This is a genomic window from Streptomyces hygroscopicus subsp. hygroscopicus, assembly GCF_001553455.1.
GTDB lineage: Bacteria > Actinomycetota > Actinomycetes > Streptomycetales > Streptomycetaceae > Streptomyces > Streptomyces hygroscopicus.
Genome location: NZ_BBOX01000106.1, coordinates 1 through 14,722 on the forward strand (window position 1 = coordinate 1; position 14,722 = coordinate 14,722).

The window sequence follows — 14,722 nt, forward strand, 5'->3', positions numbered from 1 at the left end:
TGTCCGGGCTGCGCGCGGTGGATACGCGTGGCCGTGTCGTTGACATGCTCAGCAGCGCACCCTAGGTTTTGCATATGCTGCTACGGAGTTGCGCATATTGCAACAAGATCACTTGGAGGCGGGCACCCCGTCGTCATCCGGCGGTCGGCCGCCGGACGCGGGACCGATGAGTGCAACTCCGTCCGGGTGGCCGGGCCCCCCACCCCAGCCCCGACCGCCTGGCCGTACGGCGGCCACCGCCCGGCCGCCCGGCGGCACTCCCCGCGGCCCGGCACGTGATCACCTTGCTGGAGGACGAGTCCGGCAGTTGCTGGACGACGAGTCCGGCAGCAGCTCCCCGCACAGGAACTGAGGCACTCCCATGTCGCAAACCGTCGCCCGCGCCATCGACATCATCGGTTTCGTCGCCCACCAGCCACGGCCCCTCAACGATGTCGCCGAACACCTCGGCGTACACAAGTCGACGGCCCTGCGCATCCTGCAGACCCTGGAAGGAGGCGGATTCGTCCGCAAGGACGCCGGCGGGCACTACGTCATGGGCTTCCAGCTCATCGCCTACGGCCAGCTCGCTCTCGACCAGGTCGAGGCGCGTTCCCTCGCCCACCCCGTCCTCCAGGAACTGGCCGAACGACACGGCCACACGGTCCATCTCGGCGAACTCGTCGGCGACCACATCGTCTACATCGACAAGGTCGACGGCAGGGGCAGCGTCGCCATGGGCTCCCGCATCGGCCTCCGGGCCCAGACCCACACCGCCGGCGTCGCCAAGGTGATCACCGCGTACCAGGCCCCGGCCATCCGGGAACGCATCCTCGACCAGGCCACGTTCGAGCGCTTCACCGACACCACGCACACCAGCCGTGAGTCCCTCGTCGCGGACCTGAACCAGACCCGCGCCCGCGGCTGGGCGGAGGACGACGGAGAACACGAGGACTACATCAACTGCGTCGCCGTCCCGGTCCGCGACGCCAGGGGCAAGGTCACCCACGGCGTTTCCGTCACCGCGCTGACCGCGGTGGCCTCGCTCGCCGAACTCCGCAACCACGTGGACGAATTCCGCTCGGCCGCCCAGCAGATCAGCGCCGAACTCGGCTGGAAAGGACACACCCCATGACCGCCGCTGACCTCAGCAACGACTTCTTCGCCCGGCACCTGGCCGCCACCCCGGTGATCGGCATCTTCCGCGGCCAGGACCCGGCCACCACCGTCGAACTGTGCGGCCGGGCCTGGGACTTCGGCGTCGAACTGGTCGAGATCCCCGTGCAGTCCGAATCGGCCCTGCCCTCCCTGGAGGCCGCCGTCGAAGCCGCCCGTGCCCGCGGCAGACAGGCCGGAGCCGGCACGGTCACCACCGCCCGACGACTGCGGCAGGTCCAGGAGATCGGTGCCGCCTTCACCGTGGCTCCCGGTGTGCATCCGGAGGTTGTCGAAGCCTCCGCACGGGCCCGACTGCCCCATCTGCCGGGCGTCGCCACCGCCACCGACATCGCCAACGCCACGGCCACCGGCCTGACCTGGCTCAAGGCGTTCCCCGCGGAGCAGCTCGGAGTGGACTGGATCACCGCGCACCTCGCGCCGTTCCCCGATGTGCGCTTCGTCGCCACCGGCGGCATCAGCGCCCACAACGCCGCCGGGTTCCTGTCGGCGGGATGCGCTGCCGTCGCCGTGGGGTCGGCACTGGCCGACCCCACCGCCCTTCCCCGGCTGCGAGAGGCGGTGAGCGCCGTGCGCTGACGCCCGCACGCCGTGGACCGGGCGTGCCGCGGGCGGTCGCGGCAGGGCCGTCAGACGGTGAGCATGGCCTTGACGGCGCGGCGCTCGGCCATGGCCCGGTACGCCTCGGCGGCCTCGTCGAGCCGTCCACGGTCAGCGCCGAGTTCCGCACCCGGTGGGCCGCCCACCACGTACGCATCCACCACGGCGGCGTCAAACGGCTCCACCACCCCGGCGCCGGGCATCGGCCACGGGGCAGCCGGGGTGCGGCGGGTCATGTCTGGGGGATGGCCCGGAGACGAGGGAGGGGGTGCCACTCCGAGAGCACGATCGTCGCGTCGTCGTCCAGTCGGCCGCCGTGGTGGTCCAGGATCGTGTGCAGCAGGCGGCGCAACGCCTCGGGGGCGGGATCGCCGGCGGCTATGGCGCGGATGATGAAGTCGGTGAAGCGCTCCTCGCCGAAGCGGTCCCCACTCGGCGAACGGGCCTCGGTGACACCGTCGGAGTACAGCAGGATCCTGTCGCCGGGCTCCATCTGGAAGCGGTGCACACGGTGCTCCAGGTCCGACTCGATGTCTCTCAGGCCGAGCGGAGGCTCGGCTTCCCGATCCAGTGCCCCGCGCAGCACCTCCTGTCCGCGGATGAGCATCGGCGCCGGGTGGCCGCAGTTGACCCACTCGAGGCCGCCGGTGCTGGTATGCATGTTCGCCAGAACGGCGGTGACGTAACGCTCGGGAAAGACCTCGTGCACCGCTTGGTCGATCGTGGCCACCATCTCGGTGATGCCCGCGCCCCTGCGGCGGGCGGCACGGCAGGCCGCGAGGGCCACGGACGTGGTGAGGCCGGCAGGCAGGTCGTGGCCCATGGAATCGAAGATGCCCAGGTGCAGCATGTGGTCGGAGGTGGCGTGGTCGAAGGCGTCACCGCCGAGGTCGTAGGCGGGTTCCACCACGGCGCTCGAGGTGAAGCGATCGGTCCCGATGGTCCGGGGTGCCAGAAACGCCCAGACCATTTCGGAGGGCAGCGCCATCGGCGCGTTGCGCTGTCGCTTCGTGTAGGCATCGCTGTGCGCGGTCTTGTCGACCGCTATCAGGGCGATCAAGGCCACCAGGGCGCGGCACGCCTCCATGGTGGTGGCGTCGAATGACGGGGCCTGTATGGCGACGACGCCCAACCGCTCCACCCCATCGAGCAGGGGCAGCCACAACACCATCCCACTCCCCATGGTGTCCTCGGTGATGCGGGGAGAGATCGTCCGGTACGCCCAGCCGGCGAGCGTCCCGTCGATGGGCACGGTGCGCGGCGCCTCCACCCGGGCGTCCGGCACGGACACCAGTACCTTCTGCTGGAGGTCGGCGAGGTAGATGGTCAGGTGGCTGATCTGCAGCGAGTCGTACTCCCGCCGCAGTTCTTCGGGCAGGTCAGCGGGTGCTACGGTCTGATATCTGCGCAGTAGACGAAGCACTGCCTGGGCCCGCTCGGGCATGGCGCTCACCAGCTTCCCGCGGGGACTCCGCACCATATCCACGCTACTCCCGGCCGACGCGCCGACCGCCGGGACGGCCGACGCGCCGGCGCCGGGACCGATGCCCGGACCCGCGTCGTCCGGTCGTGCCCCGACGCATCATCTGTGGTCCGGTGCGTTACCGCCCCTAGGGTGTCGCCTGCCCCTCACGCACCGACGCCGGAGGAAGTCATGGGCGAGGAACAGCGCCGTCACGGTCCGGACGGGACGGCGGGAACACCCGCACTCCCGCTGTCCGGGATCACGGTCGTCGCGGTGGAACAGGCGGTCGCCGCTCCCATGGCGACCCGGCACCTCGCCGACCTCGGCGCCCGGGTGATCAAGGTGGAGCGGGAGGGGGACGGCGACTTCGCCCGCTCCTACGACACCACCGTGCTCGGCCAGTCCAGCCACTTCGTCTGGCTCAACCGCGGCAAGGAGAGCATCGCGCTCGATCTGAAGTCCGCGCACGGCGCCGAGGTGATGCGCCGCCTGCTGGCCCGGGCGGACGTCTTCGTCCAGAACCTCGGACCGGGCGCGGCCGAACGGCTCGGCCTGGGCGCCGAGCGGCTGCTGGGCGACCACCCGCGGCTGATCGTGGCGGGCATCAGCGGGTACGGCCCGTCCGGGCCGTACCGCGCGAAGAAGGCGTACGACCTGCTGGTGCAGTGCGAGACCGGCGTCGTCTCGGTCACCGGAACACCCGGGAACCCGGCCAAGACGGGCATCCCCGTGGCGGACATCGCGGCGGGCATGTACACCTTCTCGGCCGTGCTGGCGGCGCTGTACGAGCGGGAGCACACGGGCTCGGGGCAGCACATCGACCTGTCGATGCTCGACGCGCTGACCGAGTGGATGGGCTACCCGATGTACTACGCCGCCTACGGCGGCACACCTCCCCAGCGCAGCGGTGCGCACCACGCGGCGATCGCCCCCTACGGCCCCTTCACCACCGGGGACGGCCGCCAGATCTTCCTCGCGGTGCAGAACGACCGGGAGTGGGCCGTGCTGTGCTCGGACATCCTGGGAGATCCGGCGCTGGCACGGGACCCGCGGTTCGCGACCAACTCCGACCGGGTCGAGCACCGCGAGGAGGTGGCGGCCCTGATCGAGACCCGGCTCGCCGGCCGGAGCGCCGAGGAGGTCGAGGACCTGCTGGAGACGGCCGGGATCGCCAATGCCCGGCTGCGCGATGTCGCCGACGCCGCCCAGCATCCCCAGCTTCTGGCGCGCGACCGCGTGCGCAGCGTCGCCACACCGGCCGGCCCGGTGCGCGCACTGCGCCCGCCGATGCTCAACGAGACCCGCGAGACGGCGATGGGCGCCGTGCCCGCGGTCGGCGAGCACACCGCCTCCGTCCTGGAATGGCTCGGCCTCGGCGCCGAGCCGTCGCAGCCCACGGCCTGAAGGAGCCGACCCCACCGCCATCGGACCGCTGCCCGCCCCTGCGCCGCCACCGGCGCGGCGGCACCCGTTCGGATGGTCGTCCCGTCCGTTCGGGGCTTCGGCCGCGGCGGCGAGGACGGGCGGCCACGCGAGGCGCCCGCGTCACCGGGCCGGGGACACCTCTGGCCGCTGGGCGCACGTGACGCACAGCTCGGCGTGCGGCAGGGCCATCACCCGTTCCCGGCCCACCGCGGCGCCACAGTGGGTGCACATCCCGAAGGTCCCCTGTTCGGCGCGGGTGAGGGCGGCGAGCGTCCGGTCCAAAAGGGCCGCCGCGTCCTCGGTGCGGGTGTGCAACTCCTGGATGGCGACGTTCGTGGTGCTGACGTCCGCGGTGTCGAGATCGCCGCCGTCACGTACGGCCGACTCGGCCTTCTCCGCCGTGGCGATCTCCGAGCGCAGTCGGTCCCGCTGGTCGGCCAGGGCGGCCACCGCTTCTTCGAACTCCTGCGGCGCGAGGGGGCCGACGTTCCGCTGCCTTCTGTTCATCGTTTTCCTCTCCAGGGGGGCGAGGGGGCGGGTGGCAGTCGCCCCTGTGAACCGTTTGCCGTGGACTCCGCGAGGAGGCCGCGCCTTCCGGGGCCGGAGGCGCGGCGCGGGTACCCATCGCGTGCGCCCGTTATGCGGGGACGGGGAAACGAGCCGCCGGGCGCCGCCCCGACGGCTACGGCTGAAGACCTACGGAGGAAGAGATGGCAGACGACATTCTGCGGACCATCGACGCGCTGGTGGACGAGGAGCACCGGCTCCGGGACCAGGCCGTCGGCAAGGGGCTCGGCCCTGACGAACGCACGCGCCTCACCGCGGTGGAGCGGCAGCTCGACCAGTGCTGGGATCTGTTGCGGCGGCGACGGGCCACCGCGGAAGCGGGCCAGGACCCGGAACAGGCCAGGCCGCGCACGATCGATGAGGTGGAGTCCTACGAGCAGTGAACCGCCCGCCGCGGCCCCGGGCCGCTCGCGTCGGCGGAGGGACTCCGCGAGCAAAGGCCCCGGCTGCCTCGACCGGACCGGCCGAGGCGGCCGGGGCACCGTCCCGCGCACAGCCGGTCCGGTCAGCCGCCGGTGGCCGCGTTGATGGCGTCCCGCGTCCGGTCGACCAGGGACGCGAAGGGCCCCACCGCCCACTGGGCTGCCGGGGAACCCGCCGCTGAGGGATGCGGATGGGTGGGAGCGACCTTCTCGGCTGCCCGCAGACGTGTTCCCATGCTCCTGAGCTGCTCTTCGGAGCGCCCGGAGTGCACTCCGGGGAACTCCTCGCGCTCCTCGCGTTCGGCATGGTCGCTCACGGATTGTTCGAATTCCCTGAGCAGCGCGTCGAACTCGGGGCTGGCGACGTCCATCTTCTCCAGCCTGGCCAGCACCTTGTTGGCTTCCTCCTCCTCGTGGTTGCGGGCCTCGGCCTCCTTCTTGCCGACGGTGTCCTGGGCGACCGGCCGGACGATCATCTCCTCCGCGGTCTCGTGCACCGCCAGCAAGGCGCGCAATTCGTCGAACGCCTGCTGTTTGTGCACGCCCTCGGAAGCCTTCACGTCCTCGAAGAGATCCCGGATACGGGCATGCTGCTCCAGCAGGATCGCCACCACGTCCCCCTCCGGCAGCCGAGCGGCCTCCTTACGCTCCATCTCCGCCTTGTTCATCGCGCTGTCCTTCCCTCGACTCTTCCGAGCCGCACGGGTCACCCTTGTGAGCGGCCTGAAACAGCGCACCGCCGCACCACCGCCCCGGCGCCGGGGCCGGCTGGTGCTCCGCCATCCGGGCCGGCGCGCTCTTCGCCGTGCGCGGGTCCGCGCCGCCCGCCGCCCGCCGCCGCGGTTCACCCGGTGGCCGACGCGTACGGCTGGTGCACGCCACGCCACGCCACGCCACGCCGCCGCACCCCACGGCACGGCACGGCACGGCACCCGCGGCACGCCACGGACAGCGGGCGAGCGCCGGGCCGCGACCGCTGGGCGTGTCGTGCCGCCGGTGCCGAGCGCTGAGAGACGATGGGCGTTCTCCGGACAGCCACGAGAACGGGCGGAAGGGAGGAGCCGCGTGGACCAGCGGCTTACCACGGACGGCAGCGCCGACCAGACCGACGCGACTCGGCCCGCCCCGACCGGCCCCCGCGAGCCCGGCGTACCGGACCTGCGCCGGCGGATTCCCCGTACCGACGCGGTACTGGGCGATCCGCGGCTGCTCGAGGCCGCGCACCGGCTGGGGTCCGGGATGGTGAAGGCGGCGGTGCGGCAGGCCCAGGAGCGGGCGCGGGCCGGTGCCGTGGCGCCGGAGGAGGTGGCGGACACGGCTGTCGCCCTGCTGCCCCGTACGGCTGGCGGACTGCGGTCGGTCGTCAACGCCACCGGCGTGGTGCTCCACACCAACCTCGGCCGGGCGTCGCTGTCGGCGGCGGCCCGGCAGGCGGTGCAGGAGGCCGCCGGGCCCACGGACGTCGAGCTGGACCTGCGCACCGGGGTCCGGGCCCGCCGCGGGCGGACCGCCCTGGCCGCGCTGTGTGCGCGGGTGCCGTCGGCCGCCGCCGCGCATGTCGTGAACAACGGGGCGGCGGCGCTGGTCCTGGTGGCGACCGCGCTCGCCGCCGGGAAGGAGATCGTCATCGGCAGGGGGGAGATGGTGGAGATCGGGGACGGTTTTCGGCTGCCGGACCTGCTGGTGTCCACCGGAGCCCGGCTGCGCGAGGTGGGCACCACCAACCGCACGTCCGCCGCCGACTACGCCGCCGCGATCGGCCCGGAAACGGCCTTCGTGCTGAAGGTGCACCCCGCCAACTTCCGCATCACCGGGTTCACCCGTGCCGCCGACGCCGGGGAACTGGCCGCTCTCGGTGTCCCGGTGGTCGTCGACATCGGCTCCGGGCTGCTCGCCCCCCATCCGCTGCTGCCGGACGAGCCCGACGCCGAGACCCGGCTGCGGGCCGGAGCGTCGCTCGTCACCGCGAGCGGCGACAAGCTGCTCGGCGGACCGCAGTGCGGACTGCTGCTCGGTGAGGAGGAGCTGGTGCGGACCGTGTCCCGGCATCCGCTCGCCCGTGCGCTGCGCGTGGACAAGCTGACGCTGGCGGCGCTGGAGGCGACGCTGACCGGTCCCGATACCCCGACCGCCGTGGCGCTGGCCGCCGGCCAGGCGGGGCTGGTCCGCCGTGCCGAGCGGCTCGCCCGCGCCCTGGGCGCCGACGGCATCGACGCGCGGGCCGTCGAGAGCGCCGCCTCGGTGGGCGGTGGCGGCGCCCCGGGGGTGACGCTGCCCAGCGCCGCGCTGTCGCTGCCCGAGCGGTACGCCGCGGCCCTGCGGACCGGTCCGGTCCCGGTGGTGGGGCGGCTGGAGGCGGGCCGGTGTCTGCTCGACCTGCGGACGGTGCCGCGGGAGGACGACGAGCGGCTGGCCGAGGCCGTGCGGTCGGTCCAGGGCCCGGCCGCGGAAGGGTAGGGGCATGCGGGTACTGGCCACCGCCGGACACGTCGACCACGGCAAGTCGGCTCTGGTGCGGGCGCTGACCGGGATGGAGCCCGACCGTCTGAAGGAGGAGCGGCGCCGCGGTCTGACCCTCGACCTCGGGTTCGTATGGACTCGTCTGGATCCGCGCGGACGCCCCGACGGGACCGGCGGCTTCGGCGGGGAGCACATCGCCTTCGTGGACGTGCCCGGACACGAGCGGTTCGTCGCCACCATGCTGGCCGGCGTCGGCACGGTGCCCGCCGTGCTGTTCGTGGTGGCCGCGGACCAGGGCTGGCAGCCGCAGTCGCAGGAGCATCTGGAGATCCTGGACGCGCTCGGGGTGCGGCACGCCGTGCTCGCGGTCAGCCGCAGCGACCTGGCCGATCCCGGGCCCGTGCGGGCGGACGCCGTCGAGCGCATCAGGGCGACGTGCCTCGGCACCGTGCCCTCCGTCGCGGTGAGCGCGGTGACCGGCGCCGGACTGGACGGACTGCGCCGCGCCCTGGCCCGGCTGGGCCGCGCGCTGCCGGTTCCGCCGGCCGACGCCGACGTACGGCTGTGGCTGGACCGCGCCTTCACCGTGCGCGGTCAGGGCACGGTCGTCACGGGCACCCTGGGGGCGGGCACCCTGGCCGTCGGCGACCGGCTGGTGGCGGGGGACGGGAGGACCGCGCTGCGGGTACGCGGGTTGCAGTGCCTGCGCGAGGACCGGTCCGCCGTCAGCGGGGTGGCGCGCGTGGCGGTCAACGTGCACGGGGCGGCCGAGGCCGCTCTGGGCCGGGGGCAGGTGCTGCTGACGCCGGGCCGCTGGCTGCTCACCGGCCTGATCGACGTCCGGGTCCACCGGACGCCGGCCCGGGACCTGCCCCGCGCGGTCACCTTGCACATCGGGACCGCCGCGGTGCCGGTGACCGTGCGCCCGCTGGGCGAGGACACGGCCCGGCTGACCCTGCCCGGAAGGCTGCCGCTGCGGGTGGGCGACCGGGGGGTGCTGCGGGAACCCGGCGGGCGGCGGGTGCCGTGCGGGATGACCGTCCTGGACGTGCGCCCGCCCCGGCTGACCCGGCGCGGGGCGGCCCGGGCGCGGGCGGCGGAGCTGGCGGGCATGACCGGCCGCCCGGACGGAGCGGCGGAACTGCGGCGCCGCGGGCTCGTCCGCCGCTCGGAGCTGGAGGCCATGGGGGTGCCCGCCGCCACCGCGCCGGTGGCCGGGGAGTGGCTGGCCGACCCGGCCCACTGGGCGGCACTGCGCGACCGCCTGGAGGCCGAGGTCGAACGCCAGCGGGTCGAACACCCGCTGGAGCCGGGGCTGACCGCGGAGGCGGCCCGCCGCCTGCTCGGCCTGCCCGACCGTTCCCTGGTCGACGGCCTCGCCGGGGCCTCGCGGAGGGTGCGCCGCGACCAGGGGCGGTTGTACGCCGGCGAAGACGTCCGGCCCACCCTGCCGCCGCCGGTCCGGGCGGCCGTCGACGCCGTGCGGCGAGAGCTGCGGCGGGCACCGTTCCGCGCCCCCGAGGCCGGCCGGCTGACCGAGCTGGGACTGACGCGCAGGACGGTGGCCGCCGCGGTCGCGGCCGGCGCGCTGCTGCGGGTCGGCGACGGCATCGTGCTGCTGCCGGGAGCGGACGTCCGGGCCGCGGAAGTGCTCCGCGGACTTCCGCAGCCGTTCACCCTCAGCCAGGCGCGCCGGGCCCTGGACACGACGCGCCGGGTGGCCGTACCCCTGCTGGAGTACCTCGACGCGCGGGGACTCACCGAACGCGTGGACGACCAGCGCCGGCGCTGCCGGGCCGGTACGGACAGCGGAGGCGGACGGGAATCGAACCCGCCTGCCCGAGATCCTCGGGCACCTCGGTTTTGAAGACCGGGAGGGCCACCAGGCACCCACACGCCTCCAACGCCCGCTCAGGCTACCGGAGGGCCGGGGGCACGCGGCGCACCACAGCGCGTCGCGTCCGCCCGCGAGAACCCGCCCCGGCCCGCCCCGTCCCCGGCGGGCGGGCCACCATCGACCGAGAGGACCAGCGTGACCACGACACCCCGGACCCCCGTACGGCTCACCCAGTTCGCCCACGGCGGCGGCTGCGCCTGCAAGATCCCGCCCGGCGAACTGGAGGACGTGCTCAGCGGACTGGCCGGGCCGCAGCCGACCGCGGGCGACAGCCCGCTGCTCGTCGGGCTGGCCACCGGCGACGACGCCGCCGTGGTCACGCTGCCCGCCCGGGGCGGCGGCCCGGCCCAGGCGGTGGTGTCCACGGCGGACTTCTTCACCCCGGTCGTGGACGACCCGTACGACTGGGGCCGCATCGCCGCGGCCAACGCCCTGTCGGACGTGTACGCGATGGGCGGCCGCCCGGTGCTCGCCGTCAACCTCCTGGCCTGGCCGCGCGAGGTGCTGCCGTTCGACCTGGCCCGCGAGGTGCTGCGGGGCGGGCTCGCGGTCGCCGCCGAGGCGGGCTGCCCGGTGGGCGGTGGGCACAGTGTGGACGATCCCGAGCCCAAGTACGGCATGGCCGTCACCGGCCTCGCCGATCCGGCGCGGCTGCTGCGCAACGACGCGGGCCGGCCGGGCCTGCCGCTGTCGCTGACCAAGCCCCTCGGCCTGGGGGTGCTGAACAACCGTCACAAGGCCACCGGCGAGAGGTTCGAGGAGGCGGTGGCCACGATGGTGGCGCTCAACCGGGACGCGTCCGCCGCGGCGCTGGAGGCCGGCGCGACCTGCGCCACCGACATCACCGGCTTCGGCCTCCTCGGCCATCTGCACAAGCTGGCGCGGGCCTCGGGGGTGACCGCGGTGGTCGAAACGGCCGCCGTGCCGTACCTCGACGGGGCGCGGGAGGCGGTCCGGGAGGGGTACGTCAGCGGTGGCACCCGGCGGAACCTGGAGTGGGTGGCGCCGTTCACCGACTTCGGGGACACCGACGCGGGCACCAGGCTGCTGCTGGCCGACGCCCAGACCTCCGGGGGGCTGTTGGTGGCGGGGGAGGTGCCCGGAGCGCCGGTGGTGGGGGAGCTGGTCCCGAAGGGGCGGCACTCCGTGGTCCTCCGGTGAGGCCGTACCGGGGCGGGCCGCACCGGGGTCGTCCGCGGCAGGAGCCGGGCCGGACCGCGGGGGCTCAGGGTTCCGTGCCGGTGTGCTCGTCGATGCCGGCCCGCGCCCGGTAGGCCCGTACCAGCTCCACGGCGGCCGGCCCCCTGGGACGGCGTCCCGGCCGGATGTCGACGGCGAACGCCTTGGTCTCCTGGATGTGGGTGTTGGGGTCGAGGGACAGGTGCAGCAGCTCGTTCGCCGCGTCTCCCGTGCTGTAGCCGTTCGGCCCCCAGTGGTACGGCAGGCCGACCTGGTGCAGGGTGCGCCCGTGCACGGTCAGCGGCGGTATCCGGTCGGTGACCAGGACCCGCGCCTCGATCACCCCGCGGGCGCTGACGATCGTCGCCCATCCGGTGTGGTCCAGGCCGCGTGCGGCGGCGAGTTCGGGGGAGACCTCGCAGAAGAACTCCGGCTGCAGCTCCGCCAGGTAGGGCTGCCAGCGGGACATGCCGCCCGCGGTGTGGTGTTCGGTGAGCCGGTAGGTGGTGGCGACGAACGGGAACACCTCCGAACCCGGCTCGCCGCCACTGGGCTGGTAGCGGTTGTCCGGGTGCGGCGGCAGCAGATGCCGTACGGGGTTGCGCCGCTGGCGGTACAGCAGATTGGGGAAGGGCGAGTCCTGCGGCTCGTAGTGGGTGGGCAACGGGCCGTCGGTGAGGCCGGACGGTACGTACAGCCACGCCTTGCCGTCGGCCTGCATGATGAACGGGTCGGTGCCCGACAGCGCCGCGCCGCCGGTGGCGTCCGGCGGCGGCCGGTAGGAGGGGGGCCTGCCGGGGGTGAAGTCGGGGACGTCGTGGCCGGACCACCGCGCCCGCTCCTCGTCCCACCACACCAGGGCCTTGCGTTCGCTCCACGGCTTGCCGTCCGGGTCGGCCGAGGCGCGGTTGTACAGGATGCGGCGGTTGGCCGGCCAGGCCCAGCCCCACTCGCCCGCCACCCAGTTCTGCCGCGTGCCGGGCTTTCGGCGGGCGGCCTGGTTGACGCCGTCGGCGTAGACACCGCAGTAGATCCAGCAGCCGCAGGCCGTGGAGCCGTCGCCGGCCAGCTGCTCATAGGACGTGAGCGGACGGCCGTCGGCGTCGTGGCCGTTGATCTCGGCCAGGACCGCCTCCGCCTCCGGTTCGGCGTGCTCCCCCTTGGTGGGGTAGTCCCAGGTCAGATCGAGCAGCGGCCGGTCCATCGGATCGGCCGACCCGGCCAGCCTCGCCCGGATCCTTTTGCCCAGGTGGTACATGAACCACAGGTCGCTGCGCGCCTCGCCGGGCGGCTCGACGGCCTGGTGGTGCCATTGCAGCAGCCGCTGGGTGTTGGTGAAGCTGCCGTCCTTCTCGGTGTGCGCGGCGGCCGGCAGGAAGAACACCTCGGTGCCGATGTCCTCGGTGCGCAGCTCGCCCGTCTCGATCTCCGGGCCGTCCTTCCACCAGGTGGCGGACTCGATGAGGGAGAAGTCCCGCACGACGAGCCAGTCCAGGCCGGCCATGCCCAGGCGCTGCAGCTTGGCGTTGGCGGACCCGACCGCGGGGTTCTCCCCGAACAGGAAGTAGCCCTTGCACGTGCCCTTCAGCTGGGACATGACGGTCTCGTAGGTGGAGTGCGAGCCGGTGAGCCGCGGCAGGTAGTCGAAGCAGAAGTCGTTCTCGGCGGTGGCGGCCTCGCCCCAGTAGCTTTTGAGCAGGCTGACGAGATAGGACCGCATGTTGCCCCAGTAGCCCTTGCGGGCCGCCTCGGCGCGCACGAAGGCGTCCAGGTCCTGCCTCTGGTGGGCGTGCGGCATCGGGATGTAGCCGGGCAGCAGGTTGAACAGGGTGGGGATGTCCGTCGAGCCCTGGATGGAGGCGTGCCCGCGCAGGGCGAGGATGCCGCCACCGGGCCGGCCGATGTTGCCGAGCAGGCTCTGCAGGACGGCGGCCGCGCGGATGTACTGCACGCCCACCGTGTGCTGCGTCCACCCGACCGCGTAGGCGAAGGCGGTGGTGCGGTCGCGTCCGGAGTTCTCCGTGACCAGTTCGCACACCTGGCGGAAGAGGTCCCGCGGGACGCCGCAGATCTGCTCGACCACCTCGGGCGTGTAGCGGGCGTAGTGGCGTTTGAGCACCTGGAAGACGCAGCGCGGATGGGTGAGCGTCTCGTCCCGCTCGGGTTCGCCCTCGCCGACCTCGGCGCCGCCGGCGCCGTGGGCCTCGCCACGCGCGGCCTCGGCCACCGTCCGCCCGCCGTCGGTGCGGTCGTGGGTGCTCCGGTCGCGCTCACCGGAGGCCGCCCGCACCTCCATGCCCTCATAACTCCAGGTGCTGTTGTCGTAGCTGCGGGTGTCGGTGGCGAGGCCGGAGAAGACACCGTCGAGGTCCTCGGTGTCCCGGAAGTCCTCCCGCAGCACCACGGGGCCGTTGGTGTACGCCACGACGTAGTCGCGGAAGTACGCGTCGTTCCCCAGGACGTGGTTGATGATCCCGCCGAGGAAGGCGATGTCGGAGCCCGCGCGCAGCGGCACATGCAGATCGGCCAGCGCGCTGGTGCGGGTGAAGCGCGGGTCGACGTGGATCACCTTGGCGCCGCGGGCCTTGGCCTCCATCACCCACTGGAACCCCACCGGATGGCACTCGGCCATGTTGGAGCCCTGGATGACGATGCAGTCGGAGTTCTGCAGGTCCTGCTGGAAGGTGGTCGCGCCGCCGCGGCCGAACGAGGTTCCCAGACCGGGAACGGTGGAGGAGTGTCAAATGCGCGCCTGGTTCTCGATCTGGACGGCTCCCAGGGCGGTGAACAGCTTCTTGATCAGGTAGTTCTCCTCGTTGTCGAGCGTGGCCCCGCCCAGGCTGGCGAAGCCGAGCGTGCGCCGGGTGCGGGTCTGGTCGACCTCCCACTCCCAGCCCGCCCGGCGCGCCTCGATCACCCGGTCGGCGATCATGTCCATGGCCGTGTCGAGGTCCAGGCGCTCCCACCCGGTGCCGTGCGGGCGCCGGTAGAGGACGTGATGCTCGCGGGCGCCGCCGGTGGTCAGCTGGAGACTGGCCGAGCCCTTGGGGCACAGCCGGCCGCGGGAGACGGGGGAGTCGGGGTCGCCCTCGATCTGGGTGACACGGTCGTCCTCCACATAGACCCGCTGGCCGCAGCCCACCGCGCAGTACGGGCAGACCGACTTCACCACCCGGTCCGCCGTGGCGATCCGGGGAGTCAGCCGCGCGGTGGCGCCGCTCTTCGCGGCCGCCCCGCGGCCCAGCGGGTCCGTCCCCTTCAGCTGGCGGTATACCGGCCAGGAGGCGATCCATGTGCGTACGCCCATGATGTCTGCCCCTTCGACGGTGCTCGGTGCCCTCCCCGAATACCCCGTCCCGGCCCGCTCAGTCGCCTCACCTCAGTCGCCTCACGCCGAAGTGGCGGCTGCCGCCCGCCGCCGGGGCCGGCTGGGCGGTGTGCGCCTGACGGCCGGGCCCGCGCGCCGCCTGGAGCGCCGAGCAGGCCCCGGACGACCCGTGGGGCGGTCACACCCTGGAATGGGCCACCTCCTCCCCGCCGCCCCGGCTGAAC

Annotated in this window: 10 protein-coding genes, 1 tRNA gene and 2 pseudogenes; 8 read left to right on the top strand and 5 right to left on the bottom strand. The window is 73.6% G+C overall.

The features are described from left to right. Positions 1–361: 361 nt before the first annotated feature. From AXW62_RS11645 to AXW62_RS47065, 3 genes and pseudogenes are all read left to right on the top strand, one after another. Positions 362–1,114: an IclR family transcriptional regulator gene (locus tag AXW62_RS11645; protein WP_060944440.1), complete on the top strand. Its 753-nt coding sequence runs from the start codon at positions 362–364 to the stop codon at positions 1,112–1,114. Next, complete coding sequence (locus AXW62_RS11650; protein WP_030837539.1) at positions 1,111–1,734, top strand: bifunctional 4-hydroxy-2-oxoglutarate aldolase/2-dehydro-3-deoxy-phosphogluconate aldolase; 624 nt, start codon at positions 1,111–1,113, stop codon at positions 1,732–1,734. The genes AXW62_RS11645 and AXW62_RS11650 overlap by 4 nt, the downstream gene beginning before the upstream one ends. After that, positions 1,650–1,910: pseudogene (locus tag AXW62_RS47065) on the top strand (hypothetical protein); the annotation flags it as partial. The gene AXW62_RS11650 and the pseudogene AXW62_RS47065, both read left to right, overlap by 85 nt. 77 nt (positions 1,911–1,987) lie before the next feature. Here the strand turns inward: AXW62_RS47065 and AXW62_RS11655 are convergent. Further along, positions 1,988–3,235, bottom strand: a complete 1,248-nt coding sequence (locus AXW62_RS11655) for a PP2C family protein-serine/threonine phosphatase (RefSeq protein WP_079105391.1) — start codon at positions 3,233–3,235, stop codon at positions 1,988–1,990. A 174-nt stretch (positions 3,236–3,409) separates the two neighbouring features. Here AXW62_RS11655 and AXW62_RS11660 point away from each other — a divergent pair, with 174 nt between their 5' ends. Continuing rightward, on the top strand, positions 3,410–4,624 hold the full coding sequence (locus AXW62_RS11660) for a CaiB/BaiF CoA transferase family protein (protein ID WP_060944441.1): 1,215 nt from the start codon (positions 3,410–3,412) through the stop codon (positions 4,622–4,624). A gap of 141 nt (positions 4,625–4,765) precedes the next feature. On the opposite strand, the gene AXW62_RS11665 is transcribed toward AXW62_RS11660, so the two are convergent. Beyond that, on the bottom strand, positions 4,766–5,152 hold the full coding sequence (locus AXW62_RS11665; protein WP_060944442.1) for a TraR/DksA family transcriptional regulator: 387 nt from the start codon (positions 5,150–5,152) through the stop codon (positions 4,766–4,768). 203 nt (positions 5,153–5,355) lie between these two features. Between AXW62_RS11665 and AXW62_RS11670 the strand changes: the two genes are divergently transcribed. Then, a complete protein-coding gene (locus AXW62_RS11670) occupies positions 5,356–5,595 on the top strand; it encodes a DUF2630 family protein (protein WP_030837529.1) in 240 nt (79 codons plus the stop codon). 122 nt (positions 5,596–5,717) lie between these two features. Here the strand turns inward: AXW62_RS11670 and AXW62_RS11675 are convergent, their stop codons facing one another. Further along, complete coding sequence (locus AXW62_RS11675) at positions 5,718–6,302, bottom strand: hemerythrin domain-containing protein (protein ID WP_030837527.1); 585 nt, start codon at positions 6,300–6,302, stop codon at positions 5,718–5,720. A 397-nt stretch (positions 6,303–6,699) separates the two neighbouring features. Here AXW62_RS11675 and selA point away from each other — a divergent pair, with 397 nt between their 5' ends. Both selA and AXW62_RS11685 read left to right on the top strand, forming a co-directional pair. Beyond that, a complete protein-coding gene (gene selA, locus AXW62_RS11680) occupies positions 6,700–8,091 on the top strand; it encodes an L-seryl-tRNA(Sec) selenium transferase (RefSeq protein ID WP_079115573.1) in 1,392 nt (463 codons plus the stop codon). Positions 8,092–8,095: 4 nt separating this feature from the next. Beyond that, positions 8,096–9,868: pseudogene (locus tag AXW62_RS11685) on the top strand (SelB domain-containing protein); the annotation flags it as partial. Positions 9,869–9,902: 34 nt separating this feature from the next. Here the strand turns inward: AXW62_RS11685 and AXW62_RS43860 are convergent. After that, positions 9,903–9,996: transfer RNA gene (locus tag AXW62_RS43860), tRNA-Sec, on the bottom strand. A gap of 130 nt (positions 9,997–10,126) precedes the next feature. Here AXW62_RS43860 and selD point away from each other — a divergent pair. After that, positions 10,127–11,152 carry a selenide, water dikinase SelD gene (gene selD / locus AXW62_RS11690; protein ID WP_060944444.1) on the top strand — a complete coding sequence of 342 codons (1,026 nt, stop codon included), beginning with the start codon at positions 10,127–10,129 and terminating at the stop codon, positions 11,150–11,152. 64 nt (positions 11,153–11,216) lie between these two features. Here the strand turns inward: selD and fdh are convergent, their stop codons facing one another. After that, positions 11,217–14,477 (bottom strand): formate dehydrogenase, encoded by a 3,261-nt coding sequence (gene fdh, locus AXW62_RS11695; RefSeq protein WP_174556381.1) that lies wholly within the window; start codon positions 14,475–14,477, stop codon positions 11,217–11,219. Between the last annotated feature and the right edge of the window lie 245 nt (positions 14,478–14,722).

Bases quoted from the DNA above. Each gene is read 5' to 3' on its own strand.
- AXW62_RS11675 (WP_030837527.1), bottom strand. From the start codon at position 6,302: ATGAACAAGGCGGAGATGGAGCGTAAGGAGGCCGCTCGGCTGCCGGAG.
- AXW62_RS11665 (WP_060944442.1), bottom strand. From the start codon at position 5,152: ATGAACAGAAGGCAGCGGAACGTCGGCCCCCTCGCGCCGCAGGAGTTC.
- AXW62_RS11670 (WP_030837529.1), top strand. From the start codon at position 5,356: ATGGCAGACGACATTCTGCGGACCATCGACGCGCTGGTGGACGAGGAG.
- AXW62_RS11655 (WP_079105391.1), bottom strand. From the start codon at position 3,235: ATGGTGCGGAGTCCCCGCGGGAAGCTGGTGAGCGCCATGCCCGAGCGG.
- AXW62_RS11660 (WP_060944441.1), top strand. From the start codon at position 3,410: ATGGGCGAGGAACAGCGCCGTCACGGTCCGGACGGGACGGCGGGAACA.
- AXW62_RS11645 (WP_060944440.1), top strand. From the start codon at position 362: ATGTCGCAAACCGTCGCCCGCGCCATCGACATCATCGGTTTCGTCGCC.
- AXW62_RS11650 (WP_030837539.1), top strand. From the start codon at position 1,111: ATGACCGCCGCTGACCTCAGCAACGACTTCTTCGCCCGGCACCTGGCC.